The 25,166-nt window shown below is 52.1% G+C and carries 18 protein-coding genes and 1 pseudogene; 5 read left to right on the plus strand and 14 right to left on the minus strand.

The window, feature by feature from the left end; genetic code table 11:
• Positions 1-17: 17 nt before the first annotated feature.
• Positions 18-956 carry an aldo/keto reductase family protein gene (locus tag M4D81_RS15165; protein WP_260067098.1) on the minus strand — a complete coding sequence of 313 codons (939 nt, stop codon included), beginning with the start codon at positions 954-956 and terminating at the stop codon, positions 18-20.
• Between the two features lie 160 nt (positions 957-1,116).
• Here M4D81_RS15165 and M4D81_RS15170 point away from each other — a divergent pair, with 160 nt between their 5' ends.
• The gene (locus tag M4D81_RS15170; protein ID WP_036642884.1) at positions 1,117-1,455 is read left to right on the plus strand and encodes a winged helix-turn-helix transcriptional regulator; all 339 of its coding nucleotides are present in this window, start codon (positions 1,117-1,119) and stop codon (positions 1,453-1,455) included.
• A 139-nt stretch (positions 1,456-1,594) separates the two neighbouring features.
• Here M4D81_RS15170 and M4D81_RS15175 read toward each other — a convergent pair.
• From M4D81_RS15175 to M4D81_RS15195, 5 genes and pseudogenes are all read right to left on the minus strand, one after another.
• A pseudogene (locus tag M4D81_RS15175) lies at positions 1,595-1,801 on the minus strand (KGG domain-containing protein); the annotation flags it as partial.
• A 72-nt stretch (positions 1,802-1,873) separates the two neighbouring features.
• Positions 1,874-2,725, minus strand: coding sequence for a manganese catalase (locus M4D81_RS15180; protein ID WP_194541222.1), 852 nt, complete (start codon positions 2,723-2,725; stop codon positions 1,874-1,876).
• A gap of 164 nt (positions 2,726-2,889) precedes the next feature.
• A complete protein-coding gene (locus tag M4D81_RS15185; RefSeq protein ID WP_260067101.1) occupies positions 2,890-3,390 on the minus strand; it encodes a hypothetical protein in 501 nt (166 codons plus the stop codon).
• Between the two features lie 172 nt (positions 3,391-3,562).
• Positions 3,563-4,636 (minus strand): glycosyltransferase, encoded by a 1,074-nt coding sequence (locus M4D81_RS15190; protein WP_260067103.1) that lies wholly within the window; start codon positions 4,634-4,636, stop codon positions 3,563-3,565.
• Positions 4,637-4,768: 132 nt separating this feature from the next.
• Positions 4,769-5,518: a MerR family transcriptional regulator gene (locus M4D81_RS15195; protein WP_260067104.1), complete on the minus strand. Its 750-nt coding sequence runs from the start codon at positions 5,516-5,518 to the stop codon at positions 4,769-4,771.
• A 185-nt stretch (positions 5,519-5,703) separates the two neighbouring features.
• Between M4D81_RS15195 and M4D81_RS15200 the strand changes: the two genes are divergently transcribed.
• Positions 5,704-6,663: an LCP family protein gene (locus M4D81_RS15200; protein ID WP_260067106.1), complete on the plus strand. Its 960-nt coding sequence runs from the start codon at positions 5,704-5,706 to the stop codon at positions 6,661-6,663.
• 49 nt (positions 6,664-6,712) lie between these two features.
• On the opposite strand, the gene M4D81_RS15205 is transcribed toward M4D81_RS15200, so the two are convergent.
• Positions 6,713-7,492, minus strand: coding sequence for an AraC family transcriptional regulator (locus M4D81_RS15205; protein ID WP_260067108.1), 780 nt, complete (start codon positions 7,490-7,492; stop codon positions 6,713-6,715).
• Positions 7,493-7,651: 159 nt separating this feature from the next.
• On the opposite strand from M4D81_RS15205, the gene pyk reads away from it, so the two are divergent.
• Positions 7,652-9,067, plus strand: coding sequence for a pyruvate kinase (gene pyk, locus M4D81_RS15210; RefSeq protein ID WP_194541216.1), 1,416 nt, complete (start codon positions 7,652-7,654; stop codon positions 9,065-9,067).
• A 145-nt stretch (positions 9,068-9,212) separates the two neighbouring features.
• Positions 9,213-10,433 carry a major royal jelly family protein gene (locus M4D81_RS15215; protein WP_260067111.1) on the plus strand — a complete coding sequence of 407 codons (1,221 nt, stop codon included), beginning with the start codon at positions 9,213-9,215 and terminating at the stop codon, positions 10,431-10,433.
• A 133-nt stretch (positions 10,434-10,566) separates the two neighbouring features.
• Here the strand turns inward: M4D81_RS15215 and msrA are convergent, their stop codons facing one another.
• The 3 genes from msrA to M4D81_RS15230 form a co-directional block, all read right to left on the minus strand.
• Complete coding sequence (gene msrA, locus M4D81_RS15220; RefSeq protein WP_260067113.1) at positions 10,567-11,571, minus strand: peptide-methionine (S)-S-oxide reductase MsrA; 1,005 nt, start codon at positions 11,569-11,571, stop codon at positions 10,567-10,569.
• Between the two features lie 245 nt (positions 11,572-11,816).
• Positions 11,817-14,423, minus strand: coding sequence for a glycoside hydrolase family 95 protein (locus tag M4D81_RS15225; RefSeq protein WP_260067114.1), 2,607 nt, complete (start codon positions 14,421-14,423; stop codon positions 11,817-11,819).
• Positions 14,424-14,495: 72 nt separating this feature from the next.
• On the minus strand, positions 14,496-17,276 hold the full coding sequence (locus tag M4D81_RS15230) for a discoidin domain-containing protein (RefSeq protein ID WP_260067139.1): 2,781 nt from the start codon (positions 17,274-17,276) through the stop codon (positions 14,496-14,498).
• Between the two features lie 286 nt (positions 17,277-17,562).
• On the opposite strand from M4D81_RS15230, the gene M4D81_RS15235 reads away from it, so the two are divergent.
• Positions 17,563-19,392 (plus strand): glycoside hydrolase family 97 protein, encoded by a 1,830-nt coding sequence (locus M4D81_RS15235; RefSeq protein WP_260067115.1) that lies wholly within the window; start codon positions 17,563-17,565, stop codon positions 19,390-19,392.
• 99 nt (positions 19,393-19,491) lie between these two features.
• On the opposite strand, the gene M4D81_RS15240 is transcribed toward M4D81_RS15235, so the two are convergent.
• The 4 genes from M4D81_RS15240 to M4D81_RS15255 all read right to left on the minus strand — a co-directional run bounded on the left by M4D81_RS15240 (position 19,492) and on the right by M4D81_RS15255 (position 25,165).
• The gene (locus M4D81_RS15240) at positions 19,492-21,333 is read right to left on the minus strand and encodes a cache domain-containing sensor histidine kinase (RefSeq protein ID WP_260067116.1); all 1,842 of its coding nucleotides are present in this window, start codon (positions 21,331-21,333) and stop codon (positions 19,492-19,494) included.
• Complete coding sequence (locus tag M4D81_RS15245) at positions 21,330-22,355, minus strand: response regulator transcription factor (protein WP_071221295.1); 1,026 nt, start codon at positions 22,353-22,355, stop codon at positions 21,330-21,332. The genes M4D81_RS15240 and M4D81_RS15245 overlap by 4 nt, the downstream gene beginning before the upstream one ends.
• Positions 22,356-22,567: 212 nt before the next feature.
• Positions 22,568-24,151 carry an extracellular solute-binding protein gene (locus M4D81_RS15250; protein ID WP_260067117.1) on the minus strand — a complete coding sequence of 528 codons (1,584 nt, stop codon included), beginning with the start codon at positions 24,149-24,151 and terminating at the stop codon, positions 22,568-22,570.
• 141 nt (positions 24,152-24,292) lie between these two features.
• Positions 24,293-25,165: a carbohydrate ABC transporter permease gene (locus M4D81_RS15255; protein WP_071221297.1), complete on the minus strand. Its 873-nt coding sequence runs from the start codon at positions 25,163-25,165 to the stop codon at positions 24,293-24,295.
• Position 25,166 lies beyond the last annotated feature (1 nt).

Genomic DNA, 25,166 nt, shown 5'->3' on the forward strand with positions numbered 1-25,166 from the left:
ACCCTTGAACTACTTCCCTATTTCAAAATCTCTTCAATACGAGTTTGAACATCTTCGCTGAGCTCAATGCCGGCTGCCTTCACGTTCTCGGTTACCTGCTCCGGACGACTTGCGCCGACAAGCGCACTGGCTACGTTCGGCTGGCGCAGAATCCAGGCAAGCGCCAGATTGCCCACCGACACTTCAAGCTCACCCGCAATTTTCTCCAGCTCGCGAACCTTCGCGATTTTCTCCTCGGTAATGCCTTTGCGCATCCACTCCAGCTTCGCGGCACGGCTGCCCTCTGGAATATCGGAAGCCGAAGTATACTTGCCTGTTAGCAAGCCTTGAGCCAATGGGGAGAATACGACCTGCCCAATGCCGGAACGCTCGCTGAGCGGAATGATTTCCTTTTCGATATAACGTTCAAACATATTGTAGATGGGTTGATTGACCACGATGCGGTCGAGCAGGTAACGATCCGCTACTGTCAATGCCTCCGCGATTTGCGATGCCTGCCACTCGCTGACGCCGACATAAAGCACCTTGCCCTGGCGAACAAGGTCGTCGATCGCGCGAAGCGTCTCGTCAAGCGGCGTTTCCGGGTCATGACGATGGCAGTAGAAAATATCCACGTAATCATGGTTAAGCCGCTTCAAGCTGGCATGTGCCTGTTCCATAATATGCTTGCGGGACAAGCCGCGATCGTTCGGGCCATCGCCCATGGGCCAAAATGCCTTGGTCGCCAGCACGTAAGACTCGCGCGGATACGCTTTCAGAGTTTCGCCAACCAACACTTCCGCTGCACCTTTTTCATATACATTCGCCGTATCAAAAAAGTTAATGCCCAGATCATAAGCCGTTTTAATTGCGTTTACCGCGTTCTCGCGTTCCACATAACCACCGTATGTAAGCCAGCTTCCCAAGCTGATCTCACTAACCTTGAGACCTGTGCGTCCTAATCTTCTGTATTTCATGGCAATTCCTCCTTCAATCGAATAACTTGGATGCTGCATTATCTATTCTAAAGTAGTTCCTATTCCCAGGGAAGAAGTGAAATGTTCTTCACTATATTATAGAGAGGATAGTTGATATACTGGAGTATAGTTAATAGAATACCGGAAGGAGCCTACCCATATGGGAAATAAATCGAGCAGTTACATACCGAAAACACCCGAACATATCGAATGTAATATTGAAAAAACACTGTTGGTCTTAGGCGGAAAATGGGCATTTCTCGTCATCCGCGAGCTCTTTGGCGGCACGAAGCGTTTTGGCGAGCTGCAGCGGAAAATCCCGAATGTCAGCCCGCGGGCGCTGACCACGACGCTCCGCCATCTGGAAGAACAGGGCGTTCTTGAACGCGAAGTATTCCCTACCGTTCCGGTTACGGTGGAATACACGCTGACGCCGAAAGGCATGGACCTGCATGTCATCTGCAAGGAAATGAAGCTGTGGGCGGCGCGGTGGACTTGACTTCAAGTTGACTTGATGTATCTTTGCAACCGTGCTTGGAACCAGCGTTCAGCACAAAAAAAGCAGAGACGGATTCCGTTTAACCGGAACCGCCGCTGCTTTTTTAAGCTTGCTATTTTTTTATTATAGATTACATTTAATCGTTATTGTTTTGATTGCCGCGGGATTCTCCGCCCTTGCGGCCGATTTCCTCATAGAATTCCTTATCATGGGACTCCGATGTGGCTTCTCCGCCTTTACGGCCGATTTCCTGATAAAACTCCTTGTCGTGATTCTTGGCCGTTGCTTCGCCGCCTTTGCGTCCCGCTTCTTCTCTGCTCATTTTGTTACCGTTGTTGTTAGCCATTGTTCATCACTCCTAAGTTGTTTTTTGTTGCTGCTATGTCATGTATTTAACCCATCCGTAAACAATTAAACATTACTTTTCAAATCCTTCATTCACCACATATGGACCTGTGCCAAGCGTAGAATGCTGGTGTTTTGCCGGAGGATTTAATACGGGTGCGTCACCGTAGGCTGTCGGATTAGCCACATATTCGAAATCGCCGGTACCGTCCGGCAGCGGTCCGTTCGCCCAGCGTCCCGCACTGCTCTCCTCGCCAACCGAGAAATTCATGAATTGGCGTGTAGCTTCTTCTACGCTGCGTTCGCGCGGGAACGAAGCAGGAGCAATCGGACCTTCAATGGCCTCGATCTCTTCAATCGCGGCCAGCCACTGGTTCTGGTGCATGATATCACGGGCTATCATGAAGGACAGCATGTCCCGGACGCCAGGATCCGTCGTCTGCTCATACAAGCGTACAACCTGAAGCAGACCTTGCGATTCGGCATTCAGATTCGCACGGAAGTCAGCCAGCAGATTCCCGCTCGCTATGATGTACTTGCTGTTCCATGGATATCCGTTGCTGTCCGTCGGGGTTGCTCCAAGTCCCGATACGATTGCATGCTGAGGATTCATGCCCCCGAGTGCGGCGGCAATCATCGGGTCCTTCGCCGCTTCATCGACTTGATCCGCAGGAGCGCCGTCAAGAAGCTGGGCTATCATCGTGCTCAACATCTCTACATGGCCAATCTCCTCGGTCCCGATATCCAGCAGCATATCCCGATACTTCCGGTCTGCCCGGCAGTTAAATCCTTGGAAGAGATACTGCATCATGACGGACATTTCACCATACTGGCCACCCAACACCTCTTGAAGCTTTCTCGCGTATACCGGATCCGGCTTCTCAGGTTTTGCCCGGAACTGAAGTTCTTTCATGTGAATAAACATCCATATCGTCCTCCCTCGTATGCGTGATGGTAAGTCCGATTATTTCTTACCCGGTCCGATCGAGATTAAACAGCGGTAACTCATGATGTTCCCAGCTTCTATGTACCGGTAAAATGATAAAAGCTGCGACCCGCGCGGCTGAATCATCAAACTATATTGCTATATCAATTGATCCGGACCCCTTCAAACCGGGTAGCGAATCCGCTGAGAATAGTACCGTTTTCTCCGGTTGCCCTTGCAAATACCTCCACTCGATCGCGCGCCATTAATTGTATGAGTCCGGCAGCATCAATTTTCCCTGTTCTCGGCTCAAAGTTTTCTTCCTCCGATATTCTCGGGACGCCGTTAACCCGAATCTCCAAATCCATTCGAACAGGCGTAAGCGTGATCGTTGTAAAAGAAACGCTGGCCAACAGGGAGTAGATACCTCTTTGCTTAGGAGTGAAGGTCGATGTTGATGAATTGTATTCATTCTTAAGATCCAATTCTTCAACTTGATATTGGACTTTGCTGAATACGCCGTCAGTGATTTCTTGGTCGATGCCAGAAACCGCTCTAAACGCGGATTTTCTTATTTTGCCGACACGCTTCTTCTTGGATGCGGTATGCTTACTGAGCGTTTTCTTGTAGACAAGCTTTCTGGACCCTGATCGTTTGAATGCCATTTCACTCTCCTCCTGTCGTTCTATCCATATTCTCTACGAAACTAGTTTCATAGTAGTATATCGATTCATAGATTTAGCAGAAACGGCATATGCCCAAACGACATAAAAAAGGCACGATCCAGTACTCCAACATGACAGAACCGACAGGGCGGCGGTTAGAGCCGTCGATTACTTACAAGCGGAGCTTCTCCTCCAGCAATTGTTTGTTATATAAAATGTCGGGATCATCCGGAGCGTACGATAAAGCCCTCTCATTATGTTCATAAGCCTGCTCCAGCTGCCCTAGTTTTCCGTAACAATACGTCAGCTGCAAATGGGGAAACCATGTCCAGGCCGCTTGATTAACGCCGTATAATCGATTGCCCGGCATCTCCAGCTTGAGCGCCAATTCGTACCAGTGAACCGCTTTTTCATAATCGTTGAGTTCTTGGAAATAGTACGCGATCCGGCATACATAGTCGGCCCGCGGAACGTCATAATTAAACGTCTTTAACAAGGATTGCAGTTCTTGTTCTTTTTGTCCCAGCTCGTGGTAACAATGCGCCATGCGATCACACGCATCCAGTTTTTCCTCAAAATAGCTGACCGGATCATGAATAATCGTTTCATATATTTCAATGGCCTTGTCATAATAGGCGCTCGCAGACAATTCCATTGCATAATGCAGCAGCTGGCGCTTGGAGAGGGTGCCTCCCTTCGCAAGATGGGCCTCATAAATACGCAAATTCCGCCCGGAATCCGTGTGTACGCGTCCATGACTAACGGCAATGTCGGATAACATGATATTTCCCTCAACCTCTAAATGCTCATGCACCGGATCACGCCATTGAAACTGCCTAGAACGCTTCACCAGCCGGTTTCTTTTAACAACTGCCGTGGGCTTCCCCAACGGATCGAAGGCAATGTAGTAATCCATGCATACGGAGTCCACCGCCGGGTCCAAATTTGGTTTGAGTGCCTTGAACCTTTCCAGATCGGCTGGCTGCAGCCAATCATCCGCATCCAGCCATAAGATATACTCCTTCTTCGCATGAGAGAACGAATAGTTCCTTGCAGCGGAAAAATCGTCGATCCAATCAAAATGAAAGATTCGAGCCTCATATTTGGCTGCAATTCCGAGCGTATGGTCCGTTGACCCCGTATCTACGATGACAATCTCGTCAACGACATCCTTAACGGAGTTTAAGCACCGATCCAACACTTGCTCCTCGTTCTTTACAATCAAGCACAAACTAATCGTTATCATGTCCAGCCCCCCATAAACTTGTCTCCCAGACATCATATGGAATGCCATCTCGAGAAGTTTGGACAATAAATCATAGACATAGCAAAAAAGACCGCGATTTAAGCGGTCTTGATCGATGGAGAACGGCCTGTATTATGTCTGTTGTGCGTACGCCTCGGCAGCCGCATGCAGATAATAAGCCAGCCCCGTCTGCTGCTCCTCCAGCATCCGGAGATGAAAGTCGTCACTCAGGAAAAACTTCGTTTGACCCGCAAAATCCGCAGCCGTAAAGGCGTGGCCCTGCTCATTCATAAACTGCAGATGATCGCGAATCGAATCTCTTACTCGCGCATCATCGTGCTTAATCCCCGTTATCAACGCGTTTGCCATACCTGCCATAAAGGCAGCCGCTTCCCTTGCCTGCTCGTTCATGCTTGGAACATCGACGGGTTCACCTTCGAGCAAATCCATATCATACTGCTCTTTCAGGTGTTCATTCTGCTCCGTTAAAGCTGCCTCCCATTCTTCTTCGCTCTCAAAACCTTTGAACAATTCCTGAGGCTCCATGCGCTTGCCCTCCTCTGTACTGGTTATGGATATTCTTAAGGTTTTCAGAATCGCATTCAATCGATCCGCGCGGTCCATCAGCAACTTCTCCTGTTGTAACAGCATCTGCCGCCGTTCAGGAGTTTCCTCCATCAGCACCTTGATTTGTTCCAGCGGAAAATCCATTTCCCTGTAAAACAGAATGTGCTGCAATCGCTCCAGCTCGGCAGCACCGTACAAGCGATAACCTGCTTCGCTGATCTCGGCCGGCTGAAGCAAACCGATTTTATGATAATGATGCAGCGCTTTGATGGTCACCCCGGACAGCTCCGAAACCTCTTTTACCGTGTATATCATAATGTTCTTCCTCCTTCGACTTCCAGTCTAAGGTCTCCCCTTGGAGGAGAGTCAAATTCGTTATTTATCTGAGGTTTATTGCCTCTTGAGAATCGCTTCTTACGGGAAAATATGATTTTTGTTCATTATTTTGCTAGAATGGTCAATTATGCAGTTAGTAAAACAGAAAGGATGTTATAGAAACTATGAAAAGGAAATGGCTAAAATACACCATGCTCTTAGTATCCGTTGGAATCTTGGGGATTATCTCGTACTATACCTACGCTATCATACAGTTCTCAAACCAAATTTCGACCGCATCGAATCCGGTGGAGCCAACGGAAACGTCAGGTTCCGCATCAGAGGAAATCATCGAAATACCGAAGTGGGAGGGTAAAGAACGCATTAATATTCTCTTAATTGGAGGCGACTCCCGTGGAGACGATGCCGGCAGATCCGACACCATGCTGGTGGCCTCCATCGATCCTGTCACGAAAAGAGCCCATTTGTTCTCGATTTTGCGAGACACCTATGTGAATATCCCCGGCCATGGCAAAGGACGACTGAATTCGGCATTTGCTTACGGCGGAATCGAGCTGACCAGACAAACCATCAGCGATCTGCTGGACCTGCCTATACATAAATACGTTTACACCGATTTTGTCGGATTCATAGCCCTAGTCGATGCCATTGGCGGAGTCGACATTGAGGTTGAGAAAGACATGTATTACACAAGCAAAGCGGACAAGCATATGTACGACATCGATTTAAAACAAGGCCTGCAGCATCTCGACGGCAAGATGGCGCTGCAGTACGTCCGATTCCGGCACGATGCGAAGTCCGATTTCGGCCGTACGGAACGACAACGGATTCTCATGACGGAAGTCGCCAAGAAGATGCAGACCACGGGCTCATTAATCAAGCTTCCCAGCATCCTGGATTCAATTGCGCCATACATCGAAACTGATCTAAGCCCTAAAGAAATGCTGAAGCTGATGGCTCTGGGTTTTGATGTGAATCTGGATAAAATCGACCAGCAGCAGCTCCCGCCATTCTCGCTGCTGACCAACGAGAAGGTCGGTCGGGCACAGGTGCTCGGCGTAGATAAAAACAAATTGCAGCAGTATGTGAAGCAGTTATTCGAAAATGACGCCGGAATAAAATAGCGATCATCGAAAGAGGGCATAGATAGCCCTCTTTTCTACGTTAAATCTCCTATATCGTTCGTGGACGCTCATGCAATAAATCCGATGGAGCGGTGCCCGTGACTCGTTTATAGATTCTATAGAAGTAGGAGAGGTCCTGATATCCGAGAAATACGGCAATCTCCTGTACCGTCAACTGCGATTCCGTTAACAAATACACTGCCCGTTTGATCCGCTGAGCGTGCACGTACTGGCTGATGGTCTGCCCTGTAACGCTTTTAAAAAGCACCGCTGCGTAATTGGGGGTTTTGCCGATGACATCGCCCAGCTCCTCTTTTGTTATTTTCTCACGGTAATGCCGCTCGATATAAGACTTCATCCGGTCCACGTGCAAGTGCTTCTCCGGCGTGGTGACGCCCTTGTCCAGCTCACGGCTGATATAAATCAACACTTCTGTCAATAATGCTTCGATCATCAAGACATAATAAGATGGGCGTTCCTGCCACTGCTGATGGATCACCTTCAACCGTTCGCGGATTAACTCATAAACACCCGGTTTAAACTTCAAGGCTTCTTTCCGATCCAGCACGGATAAGTCCGACGAGGCGCCTTCCGTCCATTGAACGACGATTTGCGTGTGCGTCACGGTAGGGATGCTTTTGCCATAATACGGAACGCCGGCTGGAATAAGCAGCAATTCCCCTTTCTCCATAATCTGCTTATCGCCATTCACCCAATATACGCATTTTCCATAGGTCACAAGGCTTAAGCGCCATGCTCTTTGCTCATGATCAGCTTCTTCATACCAATCGACACCGCTAATTTGCTCTACTTCTATCGGAGTGATCATAACTCACCTCAACTGCGATACTATAATCCATCCATTGTACTATAGTTCATATCATGATTCGACAAGACAGGCTACAATGTGATCATTAGGGAAGTTTGAATGAAGTCGAAATGCTGTATAAAAGCAGAAGAGAACAAATAAAAGGAGGAACAAACAGCCATGCTAAAAACTAAAATCATTTGCACGATGGGACCCGCGTGCGATTCCATTGAGCTGTTGAAGAACATGATTCAGGAGGGAATGACCGTTGCCCGCTTGAATATGGCACATGGTGAGCTGGAGGATCACGTCACCCGGATCCGGAATGTTCGCCGGGCCGCAGCTGAATTAAACACGTATGTCCCGATCATGATGGACATTAAAGGACCTGAAGTACGGATCGGCAAGCTGAAGGAGGCTTCCTGCCTTCTGAAACCAGGTGAGGAGCTGATCCTGACTACCGAAGAAATTCTTGGCGATGCCCAGCGCATCTCGGTCAATTATGCCGAGCTGAATCTAGTGGTTAAACCGGGAGACCGCATCCTGATCGATGACGGCCTCGTGGACCTGAACGTTCTCCGCGTCGACGGACCGGACATTCTTTGCAAAATTATCAGCGGCGGGGTACTTAAACCACGTAAAGGCGTCAACCTCCCTGGGATCAAAACGACGCTTCCCGGCGTCACCGAGCGTGACGTCATGCATATCGGCTTCGGCCTGGAGAACGACATTGAGATCATTGCCGCTTCTTTCGTGCGTCATGGCGACAACATCCGCGAAATCCGCAGCATCCTGAAAGAACGCGGCGCGGAGCATGTACAGATCATATCCAAGATCGAAAACGGAGAGGGCATGGAGAACCTCGACGACATCATTGAAGCATCCGACGGAATCATGGTTGCCCGCGGAGACCTTGGCGTCGAAGTGCCAATCGAAGAAGTGCCTATGATGCAAAAAGAAATGATCGATAAATGCAACCTGGCAGGCAAACCGGTTATCGTGGCAACGCACATGTTGGAGTCGATGCAGGTCAATCCCCGTCCAACCCGCTCCGAGGTGAGCGACGTGGCTAACGCGGTGATCCAGGGCGCTGACGTGGTCATGCTCTCGGGCGAATCTGCTGCCGGCAAATATCCGGTAGAATCCGTGCGCACGATGGCGGCAGTCGCCCGCCGCGCCGAGACGATGATTGATTATAAAGACCAATTCGCTTTCAAATCCAGACAGCAGGTAGCCGATATTACCGAGGTTATTAGCCAGGGAGCGGTTAGCTCCTCCCTCGTGCTGAATGCCAAAGCGATCATTACGGCAACGGAGAGCGGATTTACGGCGCGGATGATTTCGAAATACCGTCCGAAGGCACCGATTATCGCGGTCACGCAGCATGAAGAAGTGCTGGCCAAGATCTGCTTGCTCTCCGGTGTCATTCCGGTAAAAGGCGACAAAGTCACAACGACGGACGAAATGTTCGAATCCGCGACCCGTAATGCCATCAAGACAGGCTACATCGAAAAAGGCGATATTATCGTATTGTCTGCCGGCGTGCCGATCGGTCAATCCGGTAACACAAATCTGATTAAGATTCTGCAAGTGTAACTTGTAATTTCCCAAAAGACCTCCCGGTGATTTAATCGGCGCCAATCCATACCTCTGGGCATATAACTAACTTAGAGGAATAAGCTCGAAGAATAATCTGCGCTGCGTTAATGGATGAACCGAGCATGTTATCGGAGGTCTTGAAATGGTTGTACCGCATCATTCAATGGAGGGCCAGTGGCAGCAGCCTGTTGTCCCTCATTGTAAACAAACCCATAGCTATACAAGTCCGTACCAGATGCTCTTTCACTGGAGCCGCCTGGACTGGAACTTCCCGAACCCTGCGATGAAGCAGCGATTCGAGGAGCGCCAGGATTGGAAGCACTGCATGCCTGCAGGCGTCAAGGTAGACCGGCAGGGACGCTTCTATGTATCGGTTCCGCGCTGGGCTGAAGGGGTTCCCGCTACGCTGAATACCATTGCGATGGTGGACGGCAAGCCCATACTGGAGGCTTTTCCAAGCTGGGAGTGGAATACGCCGGGGGATGTTCGGGTGCTGCAATCCGTCCTTGGCTACGAGATTGATGAACATCATCGGATGTGGATTCTGGATCAAGGAAAAATCGCATACGATACCTCGCCCGTAGGCTCGCAAAAGCTGCTCATCTGGGATCTGAGCGCTAACCGCCTGCTCGACTCTATTATCATTCCGGACGATATTGCCCCGCCCCGAACATCGTTCCTGAACGACATCGTGGTGGATAACCGCAACGGTTATGCCTATATTACCGATTCGGGCTCCGGCTGGCCGGACCATCCGCTGTATGGCGGAATCATCGTCTACAATATGCGAACGAAGAAATTTCGGCGCGTCCTCGACAGTCATTACAGTACGCAGGACGTCCCCCGTTTCCGGTTTGAGATCGATACCGAGCCGGTATACCGCAACAAGCCGATTCGGATCGGCGCCGATGGCATAGCGCTGTCCGCGGATCGCGGAACTCTATTCTACTGCCAGGTAACGGGGCGCAATCTGTACGCTGTCGATACGCGGCTTCTGCGAAATTTCGATATTCCCGATTCGATCATCAGGGATTCCGTTCAGACCCTGGGCAGCAAAGGAACGACAACCGACGGCATGCATGCCGACAATCAAGGCCGTGTATTCTACACCATGCTCGAAGGCAAGGGAATCGGTTACTATTCACCGTACACACGCTCGTTCAACAAGCTGCTGTCCGACGACAGAATGCTGTGGGTAGACGGGGTAGCTTTTGATCAGCGCGGCTCGATCATCTTCAACAACAACCGCCTGCACCGCATGTTCGAGGAGCCGCAGAACATCGACTGGGACGATCCTTACAATCTGATCATATGGAGAGCCTACATCGGGCGGGACGTAAAGTCGTACTTATATGGTTGTTGAGGGTTGTGAAAAAAGGGTTAGGCAGATCGGGCACTCATGCCCTCTGCCTAACCCTTTTGTTATATAACAGCAGCAACTGGACCTCAATGACTGGCAGCCTCCCGCCTGAGATAATAATTCCTGTTCTTTCAGGCTATTCATGTTCTGACATCCTCCAATAAATTTCCCTGTTCCTACTCAAAAGCCCCGCGAATTCACCGTACCCTTCCCGAACCATCTCCCCCTCCGGCACAAAGCGCAGCGCCGCCGAGTTTATCTGGTAATGCAAGCCGCCAGGCGGAGGTCCGTCATGGTATAGGTGACCGAGGTAAGAGCCGGACAACCTGCCATAGAGCGCGGTGCGTACCTTGCCGTCGCGAAGATCTCCTTTTTTGCTGATATATCCCTCATGCAGAGGTTTTACAAAAGCCGGCAAGCCCGTGCGGGCATCATATTGGTCGGTTGAGTTGAATAAAGGGTCTCCGTTCACCACGTCCACGTAAATCCCCCGGCTTGTGTTATTCCAATACGGATTATCATAAGCAGGCTCATCCAAGCCCTCTTGCGTCACTGCATACTGGAGCGCGGTAAGACGCCTCCGCAGCTCTTCCTTGTCCTGTTTCCGATCCCAATGCCGCTTAAAAAAAGATGCTCTGCCGGAACCCTCATAATACCGGTTATAGTCATAACGGTGGGTATTATAGTAATTCTGGTGGACATCCTCCGCGGGATAAAAGGGACCCGCCGGCAGGATCGGAGTCACGATCTTCCCCTTGAACCGGCCGCTAAGCTGCAGGTTGCGCTTGGAGGCTTCCGCCTGCTCGCGCTGCGCCTCGTTATGCACGAAAATCGCTGACCGGTACGACGCCCCACGGTCCATGAACTGGCCTTCCGCATCCGTTGGATCAATCAGGCGCCAGTAGATGTCCAGGAGCCTTGTGTACGGGAATACATCCGGTTCAAACCGGATTTGCACAGCTTCGTAATGACCCGTCGTTTCCGTTCCTACTTCTTCGTAGGTTGGATCCTCCGTATGGCCACCCGTGTAACCCGAAACCAAGGAAAGGATACCGGGAAGCTCGTCAAACGGCTTAACCATGCACCAGAAACACCCGCCCGCAAACGTCGCCAATTGCGTCTTTCCACTTGCATGTCTCAAGGCTGTCCCCCCTTTCATTTTGTCTGTTTCATTATGATACTAGTGTAGTCTTAAGGACTTAATCGCAGCAAGTATCCTTACTCTTCACTAGTATTTTGTGCAATCGATCCGTTATTGAGGTCTCAAGTCAGGAATGTGAAAACAACCCACTTAGGCTACACAATCTTAGGAGTGGGTTACTTTCGTTGTTATAACATTCTATTTGTTCCCTCACAGATAGATTTCTCTATTCTTTTAAATTAAATTTATTCTTCAACCGCTTTATATGTCTCCCTCACAGACTTTCCCCAGCTACAGCTGGCACCCTGCTGCATCAAGAACGAGTAGCAATACGCTCCTCCGGATATCGTGGTACTTGTCAACGTAATCTCCTCAAGCTGTATCTCCTCCATCAGGACCAGCGGTGAACGGGACCATATCCTGCATTCCCCCGCCTTGTCGGCGCCAATCTTCACCTCGGTCAGTTCGCCTTCCTCCCAGCGCATGTCGACAACAAAGCCGCCGCGGGCTCGAAGCCCCTTCACCTCACCGCTGTTCCACTGCGGGGGCAGCGCGGGGAGCAGCCGTAACTCTCCCGTATGCGATTGCAGCAGCATTTCGGCGACACCCGCAATCCCGCCGAAATTACCGTCGATTTGAAAAGGCGGGTGGCAATCCAGCAGATTCGGATAAGTCGAGGAAGCCAGCAAATGCACCAGATGTTCGTGCGCTTCCGCGCCGCGCTGCAGCCTGGCGTAATAATTGATAATCCAGGCCCGGCTCCAGCCCGTGTGACCGCCGCCATGCGCAAGCCGCCGTTCCAAGGTCTTGTAAGCCGCATCGGCAAGCTCCTGGGACTTGTCAGGATCAATCTGCTCTCCCGGATACAGGGCGAACAGCTGCGAGATATGCCGGTGTCCGGGATCGGCCTCCTCGTAATCATCCAGCCATTCCATGATCCCTCCATGCCTTCCAATCCGCGGTGTCGGAATTTCTTGCAGTGCGGTTTGAAGCTCTTCAAGGAAGGCAGCTTCATCACCAACGAGATGGCCGGCCTCTAGACAGGCCCGGAACAAGGCCGTCGCAATCTGCGCATCCATGGCGGGTCCCATGCACAAGCTGCCGATGGCTCCGTTCGGAAGCACAAATCGGTTCTCCGGCGATACGGAAGGCCCGGTAATCCGTCTTCCTTCCTCATCCACGGTCATGTAATCCAGCAGGAATACCGCCGCTTCCTTCATGACCGGATACGCTCGCTCCCGCAGGAAATCCGTTTCCTCGCCAAACCGGTAATGCTCCCATAGATGCAGGCACAGCCACGCGGCTCCCATCGGCCATACGGTACAGGTCATCAATATTCCTTCAGGCCGGGTCTCTCCCCATAGATTTGTGTTATGATGCGCTGCGAAACCCCGGCAGCCATACATCTCGCGAGCCGTGTCCCGGCCATTCGGGAGCATGCGGTGAATCAGGTCAAACAGCGGCTCGTGGCACTCCGCCAGACCCAGCAGCTCTGCCGGCCAATAGTTCATCTGAATGTTCGCATTGATCGTATACTTCGATTCCCAGGGCGGGGTGAAGCTGTCATTCCATATACCCTGTAAATTTGCCGCGAGAGATCCGGGTCTTGAGCAGGAGATAAGCAAATAACGTCCATATTGGACATACAACGCGATCAATTCGAGATCGCTATTCTCTGCAGAGGCCCCCTCTGCCTTGACTCTTTCCTTCAGCAAATTTAACCGCTGATCGGTGGGCAGGAATGAGAAGTCATCCTCTACACAATCCGAAATTCCAACTGGATCTGAACCGGAGATACGGTCCGTACCATTCGGAATATCAACATCCTTTTCAATTAAGCCCGCCCGATTCCCCCTCTTCTTGCTGGAGCCAAGGGTCAGTGAGAACCGTTCAAACTTCTCCCGATATTCCTCCAGATGGCGGCTTTCCAGCTGTTCGAACGACATGCCTGCCGCACGATCCAGCTGTTCCAGACATACCTGGCCCGGCTGCTGACACCGAAAAGTAGTCTGGGCTGACAGCAGCAGCGTAACCGAATTCGCCCCTTCAACCGAGAGAAAATCACCGATAGTTCGGACACTTCCTCCCTCAGCGACAGCACGTAGTGCCGTGCAGAAGGAGATGCCGTCCGCACCGCATTCGCCCTTCATCAGCAAGGTACCGTGCCCTAACGACTCCGTTCCGCTGTCAAAAGGACGTCGCATCAGGTTTGACGCAAACGTCAGCACTCCCGGCCGATCGGCAGTTAGGCGAATCACCATAACGCCATCCGGCGCACTGACAAAATACTGCCTGCGATAGCCTATGCCGCCCGAAGAATAGGATACGGTCACCATGGACCGCTCCAAATCCAGCTCTCGCTCATAATGCTCCACCGCTTCCTCGGCATCCAGGAACTTGAGCAGCAGATCGCCCAGCGGCTGGTAGGGCTGCTCGTATTTCGGGGATGAAGTCATCGCCATCCGGGCCAGGTGCTCAGCCCCGGCCTGACGTCCATCCCGCAGCATCTGCCTGATTTCGCTCAAATATTCGGTAGCGTCAGGGTTGGCTCCCCTTCCCGGACCACCATACCAGAGGGAATCCTCGTTAAGCTGCACCCGCTCAAGCGAGGTCTTGCCAAAAACCATGCCGCCCAAGCGCCCATTCCCCAAGGGCAATGCTTCGTTCCACTCGGCCGCCGGGGAAGCGTACCATAACCGCATGCGCCGATTAGCAGATGTATCAGGCTGCCGCCATGCAGTTTCACCTACCGCTTCGATCTTGCCGTACTGCCTTGCACGATCAAGCTCCGTATGATGGCTCCGGCGAGAACGTTCCGTATTTCTTCCTGTTATCTCCCTCTCCACCTTCATAAACGTCTCCTTCTTCACGAAGAAGGGGATGATCAGCGTTTCCCCTGATAATCCCCTGTTCGCTCTATATAATTATGGCTGCTCTGGTATATCTATCGAACCACCGCCCACAGGCGTACGTGCCAAATTATCCACTGCTTGCTGCCCCAGGCGATCCTTCAACTGCTGGACGAATAAGCTCTGGAGCGCGACATGCCGGTCAGCGTATTCCCAATAGCCGTCCTCGCGCGGTCTTGAATCATAATCATTCGGAACGAGCGGTTTCACATTCAGACCGTCTTCGGTCGGGATATGGCCGATGACATAGTTCTGTGCCGTTGGGGGTTTCTGCGCAACCAGCCCGCCTTCGGTATTCCACATGACGTAATTCGCTCCCGCCCAGCCATGTCCGCTGCCCAGCCAGCCGCGGTCGCGGACGCTGATACGCGCACTAACATTGTCGTACAGGCCGCCAGTGGACCAGCGATGGTGCGGCTCGCTTGTATTGTATTCGCGAGTGGCCTTATTGTCGTACATGACATTCGGTCCTTGTACGCGGCTCTCAATAACATAAGCATGACGTGAAGTTTCAGCATAATTGCGCTGTACCAGATTTAGTTGCCCCTGGATGAAAAAGCTGTAACGACGACCGCCGGTAATCACGCTGACCATATCGTACATTTCGCTGTCCTGCACGGTGACCCACTTGGCCTGCCGTCCTACCTGCACCAAGGCGTAGGAGAAATGGTAGCCGTCCACCTCGCGCACCCAGGCATTCTTCACGCTATTCATCATAATGAATCGTTCCGCATGTGCCTCATCGGAATAATACGGGGTATCCAGAACATCGTTATCCATCTTGGTATCGGTCTTGCTCGGATCAAAATCGGATATGGCTCGCATGTTCTCAATCCCAACCTGTTCGATTCGAGACTCATCCGTCGCCTTGAACAGCTTGCCTCCGCCCCATTGACGTTCAATGGCATTCGCTAATGGAGCATCCACCGTAATCCGGTTGCCGTCAATGGCCGTAATGACGCGGTCAAAATCCAGATTGAACGGGGACCACTGCTGCGTTCCCCCGGTCCCTGGCCGCATGTAGATATGGTCCATGCCGATCTCATGAATCCAGCGGTCATTGCCGATTCTTCGTACAATGACAGAATCGCCCACCTGATAACCGGAGGCATTCTGCACATGGAATGATCGCGATCCTGCCGGAACGTACAGATCCTGGATGTCCGTCTCCGTCCCGTCAACAATCGCCGCACCATTCGTTCCGCCCACGACAATCAAATTTCTCGCCGTTGTTCCCGTGCCGCGGATGATGGTGCCGTCCTCGCTCTTGCCTTCACCCCGGAGCACGACCCCGCTGGCCTGAATGTTCAGGGAACCGCCGACCAAATATGTGCCCTTCTTCAGCAGCACCGCCCCCCGGAAACCATCCGCGTCACGCGGCATCCGGGACACCTCATCAATCGCTGCCTGCAGCATCGCCGTATCATCCCCGCCGGTCGGCTGTACGGCTATCCTCGCCTGAACGTCGGGCAGTTTCACACCACCACCCCTATAACCAACGTTTGAGAAATCGATGATCCGGTTCCCCTTATAATCGGGAACGTACACCATCCTTCCGTCTTTTCCGGTATAGGCGATTTGGCTCTGGCCATCAGGAATTCCCTTCTTGGGCATGACGGTATAAAACAAGCTATCGTAGTACGTTTCCCCGTCAGCGGCTTGGAAAGTCATCCGCACCTCGTACGTGCCCGGTACCTTCATCCCAACCGGAAGCGTTAACGATTGCGTTACCCCTGCCTGCAGCGCCTTCGTGCCCAGCGAGCCTCTGGATTGACCGTCCTTGAACCATCTGGCGGATACGGTTCCATCCAAATTCGGAGCGATCGTTACAACTGGCAGTTCCTTGCCCTCCCCCAAGATCGCCGCCTCGCCAATCTTTTGGACCAATGACGGATGCGTGAACGAACTGAATGCAATGTATTTCGCATCCTGGAATTCCTGGTCGTCCTTCACCACAATCCAGAAATCCGGCGTACGCATCGCTTGGCCGTTGATGCTGGTTTCCGCATACATCCGGGTGGCTCCTACCTTGACACCGGTTACCGTGCCTTCGGAAGTAACCGCCGCGCTGGTTCCCACTACATGATATTGAACCTGGCCTTGAGGCAGCGATATCCATTCCCCGTTCCCGCGTTTGCCGCGCGCCTCCACGGCAGATGTGCCTCCAATGTCCAAGGTCAGTTCCTCATTGTTGTTATAAGGGGTTCCATCCGGCTTCACGAAGGCCATCTCCGTTACATCGGACGGAGTCCCTTGATCTCCATCCTGCATATAAAGCTCCAACTCCTTAAGCTGAACATTGAGATTTCGGCTTAGCTGCAGCGATACCCGAATTTGGGAAGCGCTTACGGAATCAAAGGTGATCGATTCCTGACCGTCCGCTCGTATACCCCCGTTCTTCGTGTAGGCTCTGGTCCAGGACTCACCGTCGCGGGAGTAATCCACCTCGATACTTCCCAGATTATCTCCCCGGTTTAAATCCAGGACGACCTGGTTCAAGGACTGCTCGCTTCCCAGATCCACCTGTATGTATACACTCATGTCCTCACGGTCTGTGCTCGCCGGCTGCCAGTAGGTATCACGACTACCGTCAATGGCCTTCACAGCTTCACGCCCGCTGATCTCGGAACTAGCCGTCGCCTGCTTATTCAAAGCCAGGTTGACCCGCTCCATGGCATCCGGAACAGCCGTTTCCCCCTGTATTGGCGGATTGCCGAACGAAAACAGAAGAATACCCAGCAGCAGTATGAAACTTCCTCTTCTTGCCTGCCTGTTACGCTTGCGTACCTGTCTCATCAATCATCACCCATCCTTTGTCATATGTAGTGATTACGATCCACCCGCGATTACATGATTCCCTCCTTTCAAACACCTTTTGATGATGCTTCCATGATAAAACGGCGACTGCCCGCCAGACCATGCCGTAACTTGCGGAATGGCCGTGTTTTTTTATGGAGTAACACAACGTAAGAAAACACAACCCGGAGCGAACGGAGCCGTATGCTAAGGCTTCGCTGTATCCGTTACAATGAAACTGCAATGGATACGACATTCTTGCAGCGACAAGGAAGGTATTTCGTTTATGGATCATGAGTTATCCCGGCCTCCGTCAGCCCCCTTTCACGCACAGCTTCATTCGCCTGACGGGAATCTGCAGATCACACTGGAACAAGAACATAACGGCCCTCTCTTTTATACGGTTATGAACAAGCAATTCCGGGTTCTCGAGAAGTCACCGCTCGGACTGGTAACCGACAAATACAAATTTCAGCGAGGCATCATTCAAGGGGTTGAGCACAACACGATCACGGAGCATTACGAGCTTGTGACCGGCAAGCAAAAATCGCAGTCTTACGAAGCAAGCGAGATGTTGCTGCTGACTTCGGTGGAGAATCATCAGGTGAAGATTCGTTTCCGTGCTTTTCAAGACGGCGTTGCATACCGGTATGAGCTGCACGGAGAAGGAGATATTCGCATCGAGAACGAGCTCTCCGGATTCCATCTTCCGGAAGACCGGATGCTCAACGTTTGGGCGCAGCCGTTCATGCGGTGTTATGAACGAACCTATGACCATGCCATGCCGGGGCATCTTCGGGGAAGGCATTTCGGTTTCCCGCTGCTGGTCCAATCGGCAGAGGATCAATGGCTGCTGCTGACAGAAGCTGCCGTGGATGGCGGTTATGGCGCCAGTCATCTCGCAGCGGATGAGCAAGATGGCAGGAAGCTCCGCATCTCGTACGCCACGGATCAGGAAACGCCGATTGCTGCGCAGCTTCCACTCTCGACTCCCTGGCGTGTTATGATCATCGGATCGCTCGGGGAGCTGGTCTCGTCTTCGGTAACGACTCACCTATGCCCCCCGTCCGTGCTGCAAGATATCTCTTGGATCTCCCCGGGCCGAGCAGCCTGGTCCTGGTACGCGGAAGGCGATTCCTGCGGCGATATGAATATTCAACGACAGCATGTGGATTTTGCCGCCGAGATGGGATGGGAATACAGCGTCGTGGACGGCGGATGGGAAGGCAAGCTGGACGTGCCGCAGCTCATCGCTTACGCGAAACAGCGTGGCGTCGGCATCTGGCTGTGGACGCATTATAAAGGGCTGAATACGAAGGAGCTCCGTGAAGAGAAATTGCGCCTGTGGGCATCCTGGGGCGCCGTTGGCATCAAGGTCGATTTCTTCGACAGCGACAACCAGGAGACGCTCCAGGTCTATGATGCCATTGCCGAATCCGCTGGCAGGCATCGGCTGATGGTCAATTTCCATGGATCGACCAAACCAAGCGGTGAGCATCGGACTTGGCCTCACGTGATGACAAGAGAAGGCGTTTACGGTGCGGAATACTACCGGGCGCAGAGTGAAGGGCCTAACGCAGTTCATCTCTGTACGCTGCCGTTCACGAGGAATGTGATCGGCTCTATGGATTTTACGCCGGTCACGTTCAGCAGGCGGACCACGACGACCCAAGGGCAGCAGCTGGCCCTGGCCATCCTCTTCGAATCCGGCATCCAGCATTATGCGGATGCGATCTCGGTCTTCGCGGATCATCCCGGCAAACCGCTTTTGGCCAACGTTCCAACCGTCTGGGATGAGATTCGGCTGCTGGAAGGTTATCCGGGCCGGTTCGTTACGATGGCAAGACGCTCTGGCGAGGAATGGTTTGTCGCATCGATCTGCGCCGCGGGAGGTCGAGACGTCCAGATTCCGCTGGATTTCCTAGAAGATAACCAAGCGTACCAAGCCGTGATCTATCAGGAACAGGCGGAAGCGGACGAATATCGATATCGTTCCATTCTTCCTCCCATTGAGGTCCATACGGAAACGTGCTGCGCCAAGGATACCATCAAGATACGTCTCAAGGTGTACGGCGGCGTTTCCATCCATCTCACGCCGCAAGCGGAGAACAAGTAAAGCCAATCATTCTTGGAGAGGATAAGTCTCCGAAGGTTAACCTTTCACATGTCTACACAAATGTAAGGCCTGACCTCCAATCCGGAAGCAGGCCTTGCATTATGCCCGCGGCGGACGTGGCATGACCATGCGGATAGTGGTTCCCGTTCCCTCGCCTGCCGAGGTTACACGGAGTCCGTAGGTCTCGCCGAATACCAACTGAATCCGCCGATGCACATTCAGCAGGCCGATGCCTCCGGTACCACTGAGGTTCAGAGAGGATTCAGGCACATGATTCACGTGGTTGTACTCGTAGGACAGCCGAGCCGCAACCTCGCGCAGCTGTTCATCGGTCATGCCGATGCCGTTGTCCGTCACGCTGACCCAGAAAACATCATCGCTGCAACCGGCAGAGATGATGATGTGCTGCGAGGCTTCAATGCCGTCCGGAAAAGCATGCTGAAATGCATTTTCGATTAAAGGCTGGAGCGTCAACCGCACCATTTTGTACAGGAGCAGCTCATGAGGAACCTCGACCCTAAGATCAAACTCCAGATCGTGGCGGTGCTTCATGATGGTCATGTAGTTCAGCACATGATTCAGCTCATTCGCGACCGTAATCTCCTCCAGCGACGTCAGCAAAGAATATCGCATCATGAAGCCAAGGGATGACACCATCTCGGTGATTTCGGAGGAGCCTTCAACCTCGGCATAACACACGATGGTCTCCAGCGTGTTGTACATGAAATGCGGATTGATCTGCAGCTGAAGGGCCTGAAACTCGGCATTCTGCCTTTCAATAATCGTCTTCTGCTGCTGCAGCTCGGTCTCATATACCCGCTCGATCAATTCCGACAGCCGGGTCACCATCAGATTGTACCGCTGCATCATTTCCGTCAGCTCGTCCTGCCGTTTAGGAAGCTCCAGGGGAATCCATCGGCCCTGCTCCGTCTCCCTCATCCCGCGGATAATCGTCTGAATCGGCTGGGTAATGGATCGGGTGAAACGGTAAGCAAGCAGACAAGCAGCAACGAGACTGACCAAGCCGATCGTCCAGACCGTAGAGCGGATATTGGCAATCGGTTTGCGCCACTCCTCGAGCGGCATCGAAGCCACCAGACGCCATCCGGAATAGGGAGACATCCGCGTCATAAACACCCTCTGCTCTCCATCGGCCGTCGTATATTTGAAGGATTCCTCGTCTGCGCCCATAATGGCGGCAGTCAGCTTCGGGTCCTCGGCCGGAGACGAGGCGTTATGCACCAGTCCCTCAGGCTGGTAGACTACTTGGCCGCTGGCATCCGCGATATAGAAGTATCCGCGTTCGCCAAGATCAATTCCCTTCCAGAGGGAGGATAACTCCTGGGAACGCACTTCCATGGCGAGCACGCCTTTTTCCGCTGTGGAGGATAGACCCTTGATCAGTCTCGTCATGCGTACCACGCTGCCGCTGCGTCCTGGTATAATGCTCTCCGTATGAATCATGAGACCGCTTTCATCCTTCGTCGTATTGCGGAGATCCGTCAGCTGCTTCGCCTTCTCCTCTGCACTGAATACCGGGGCCGTAAAATCAGAGCCGAAGCTGTATGTGGCATTTCCGTTGTAAGACAGGAGATACATGGTCAGCAGCTCGGGCCCCCGATCCATGAGGGGACGGAATACCGTATCCTTGATCGTCGAGCTAATTTGATAGTACTCGTAATGGTCCGCCGGGTTAGGCAAATCCACGAATTTCTTCAATTCCCGGTTGGTCAATAAGGAGATCATCGTGCGGTCGTAGGATTTAATGTACAGATCGGTATGGTTCAAGGCATTCTGTACGATTTGCGACATATGCCGGTCCAGCTGGCGGTCCAGCTCGGCTGATGAGCGCGTGTAGGTAACGATGCCGATCAACAAGGTAGTCAGCACAATGATGGATACAAAGTACAGAAACAGCTTGCGGTACAGTTTATTTTTCATCCGTTAAAGCCCAGCATCGTCCGATATTCCGTCGGCGTATGTCCCGTTACCTTCTTGAACATTTTCGTAAAATGGGGATAATCCTCGTAACCGACATTAGCCGCCACGTCGATGATCCGCATATGAGGGAGGGCCAGCAGTTCCTTCGCCCGCTCCATTCGCCGGTGAATCCGGTACCTTACAAAGGTATCGCCCGTCATCTTCTTAAACATCGCGCTAAAATACGTCGGCGTATAACCAGCCATCTCCGCCACTTCCTCAAGGGTGATCTCCTCGGACAGATGCGTGTCGATATACGATTTCACTTCATCCAGCGGGTTCTTGAAATTCCCCCACCGCTGCGTTACCAGATCGGCGGTCATCTGCTTGACCCTCAGCTCGAACTCATTCAACAGCTGCTCCTGTACCGTGTGGTGACCGATGGGTTCAATTACCGAAACCTCCATGTACCCCTTCGAGACGAGACGTCGGAAAATCATGCCCACCGCATCATCCAGCAGCTGCTGAAGCTGTGGAACACTGAGTCCCGCCGCCTGCAGATGCGCCCTCCAATCGAGCAACAGCCGATCGAGCTGTTCAGTCTGCAGCATCCAGATCTCCTGCCCGATATTTTCAATCCAATCGACATAGGAAGCCAGCGATACAATACCTTTATTGCGGTGTTTGACAATCGCGTCAAACGTTTGGTGCAGCACTACGCCAGTGACCGGCTTTAGCAGATAATGCTTAACCCCGTAAGCCAGACATTGCTGCGCATATTGGAATTCGCCATAACCCGATATAACGATTATTTGAATGTGCCCGTACTGCTCATGAAGCTCCTGACACAGCTCCAACCCGCCCATACGTGGCATGCGGATATCGGTCAGCAGTACATCCGGCTCGAATTCCTTGATCAGAGAGAGCGCATGCTCACCATTCACGGCCGTGTCGATGGCATCAAACTGCAGACGGTAGGTCTCCGCCATCTTGACCAGCCCTCTTCGGATTACAGGTTCGTCGTCAGCAATAAGCAACCGCATATCATTTTAGCCTCCTGTATGTAGAAGAATAAGTATGAGGCAAACATCGAATGGAACAATAAGGTATCCGCGGCGGATACCTGTGATGGTAATACCGGCGGATACCTTGATTTTTCATCCTTCGCTCATTTTTGTTTAAACGCTTACATATTGGATTTATTGTACACGATTTAAGGGGCAAACAGGAGATGTCCTGCTTCCTATCTTGGATGTTATCTCGTACGGTCTACCACATTCTCTTTGTTCTTCCAGCGCTCCGTCGCTTCCTTGATGATCTCATCCCCGCCCTTGGCCCGGTATTCCTCCAGCACCTTCGGCCAATCGGAGATCGGCTGTTTGCCGTAAATCATCTTCACCATGCTGTCCAGGATGAATTTAGGTCCCGTATCACCGGTCGAAGCCAAATCCGGGAACTTGGAGAAGCTGTTCAGATTGGCCATGAACGTAATGCCGCCGCGGCCTTCATTGCTCAGCACATCGCTGAACGCCTTGATCACGTCCTGACCATCCTCGGTAAGGGCCGTCTGCTTCTTGTTGTAAGTCAGCTCATGAACGAACCACAGCTGGTTGGCCCGGAAACCCGCCTCATCGACCTCTTGTTTGGTCACAGGCCACTTATAGTTGACATTCCCGTTCTCCATCGTGTAATTCTCGCCCTCAATCCCGAAGGAGAAGAACATATCGGCTTCCTCCGTCAGCATCCAATCCAGGAATTTAATGATTTCGATGGCTTTCTCCTTACCAACCTTGTTATTGATATAATACGTGGTCGATACCGAGCTGTATAAGCCGAGCCCGCCCTTGCCGTCCGGTCCGGTCGGGGACGGGTAAATATCCACCTTCATCGAAGGATCCACTTCCTTCAGCTTGGTGCGGAACCCGATCAGTCCCTCGCCGTTGGACGCCCACATCCCGGATTTGCCGGCATTGATATTGCGTCCGTAATCCTCCTGGGAGAGCGAGGCGAAATCCTTCGGGATTAGGCCCTCATCGTACATCGTCTTATACGTCTGAAGTGCCTTGGTCATGTTCTCGACATCGAAGAACTTCGGTACGACCTCCCCATCTAGCTCCATGAACTGGAACGGCAGCACATCGTATGCCCCAAGGAAAGTATCCGCATATTTAAAGCCCTCACGGTACTGGTATGGGTGCTCTACACCCAGCTTCTTAAAGGCACGCAGCATATCCAGGTACTCTTCCACGGTTTTAGGCGCTTCCTTGATGCCGGCCTTCTCCATGAGATCCGTGCGAATGAATGTGGCACGGCGGGACGGATTTTCCAGCCAGGCCGGGATGCCGTAGATTTTGCCGTTATAGGATACTTCCTCCCACGCTGCCGGAGTGACCATTTTCATCAAGTTCGGAGCATGCTCCTTAAGGAGGTCATCCAGCGGCATGAACACCCCGGCTTCCACCGAGCCTGACATGGACCCTGTTGTTGGACCTCCCCGCATATTTCCCACAACGTCCGGGATTTCGTTGCCTGCAAACATCAGACTCATCTTCTGATCAAATTCCTTGTGGGACATCAAGCGGATATCGAGATCCGTGTTCGTCATCTCCTCCAGCTTCAGCACCCATTTGTCCTTATTGATATCGGGTGACGATTCGATGTAGGTGTTGCCGCCCGTGGAAAAAGAAATCGAGAAGGCCAGCTTGCTGGAGTCTGTGCCTTGCTTCGTTTCTTCCGGCTTGGGACTACTGACAGCTCCCTCTTCCGCTTTTCCCCCACACCCCGCGAGCAGTGACATCATCATGACGCTGATCAGTAAGACCGTCCAACTTTTTTTCATCAACCTCTCCCCTTTTTCACGAAAAAATAGACAAGTGGCTCATTCATGAGGTAAGCGCTTTCGTTTAATCCATTTCATCGTAGCTCATAACCCTCATATGCAGTATTGGCGTTCTTATTATGGGATTGTGTTCTTTTACGATCAAGATTTGATCGAACCGATGAGCATGCCCTTAATAAAATATTTCTGCAGGAACGGGTAGACCAGGATGATCGGCAGCGTAGCGATCACAATCGTGGCCATCTTGATGCCCTCCGGGGACATATTCGCCAGATTTTCAAACGTGGTGTCCATCTCTCCCATCTGATCGGTTATGACGATCTCTCTCAGACGAACCTGGAGCGGAAACAGCTGACGGCTATTGATATAGTATAGAGCCGACGAGTACGAATTCCAATGCGCAACGGCGTAAAACAACCCCATCGTCGCCATGACCGGCTTGGACAAAGGCAGCACGATGCTCGATATGATCCGCAGCTCCCCGCACCCGTCGATCCGGGCCGAATCAATAATTTCGTTCGGCAGATTCATGAAGAACGAGCGCATGATGAACAGGTTGTACGCGCTGATCGCGCCCGGAATGATCAGGGCCCATACCGTATCCAGCATGTTCAGCGATTTAATGAGCAGATAATTCGGAATCAGGGGCGCACTGAAAATAAAAGTAACCAGCACGAGCATAAGGATGACTTTTCGTCCCCGATATTCATTGCGTGACAGCGGATAGGCCAGCGAGGCCGTTGCGATCAGATTGATCCCGGTCCCTACGACAGTCACGAATACGCTGATCATAAAGGAGCGCCATACGGAAGTATCGTTCAAGACAATCGCGTAGTTGGAGAGCGTGAACTCAACCGGCCACAGGCCGACGTCTCCCCGCGAAATGGCCACATCGCTGCTGAGCGATTGCGCCGCAACGTGCAGGATTGGGAATATCATGGCAGCCGACACAACCGCCAGAAAGATATAGTTGAAAACTTCGAATACAGACTCGCCTTTTGATCGTTTTATCATG

It is taken from the genome of Paenibacillus sp. p3-SID867 (assembly GCF_025142895.1).
In the GTDB taxonomy this organism is placed as follows: domain Bacteria; phylum Bacillota; class Bacilli; order Paenibacillales; family Paenibacillaceae; genus Paenibacillus_AQ.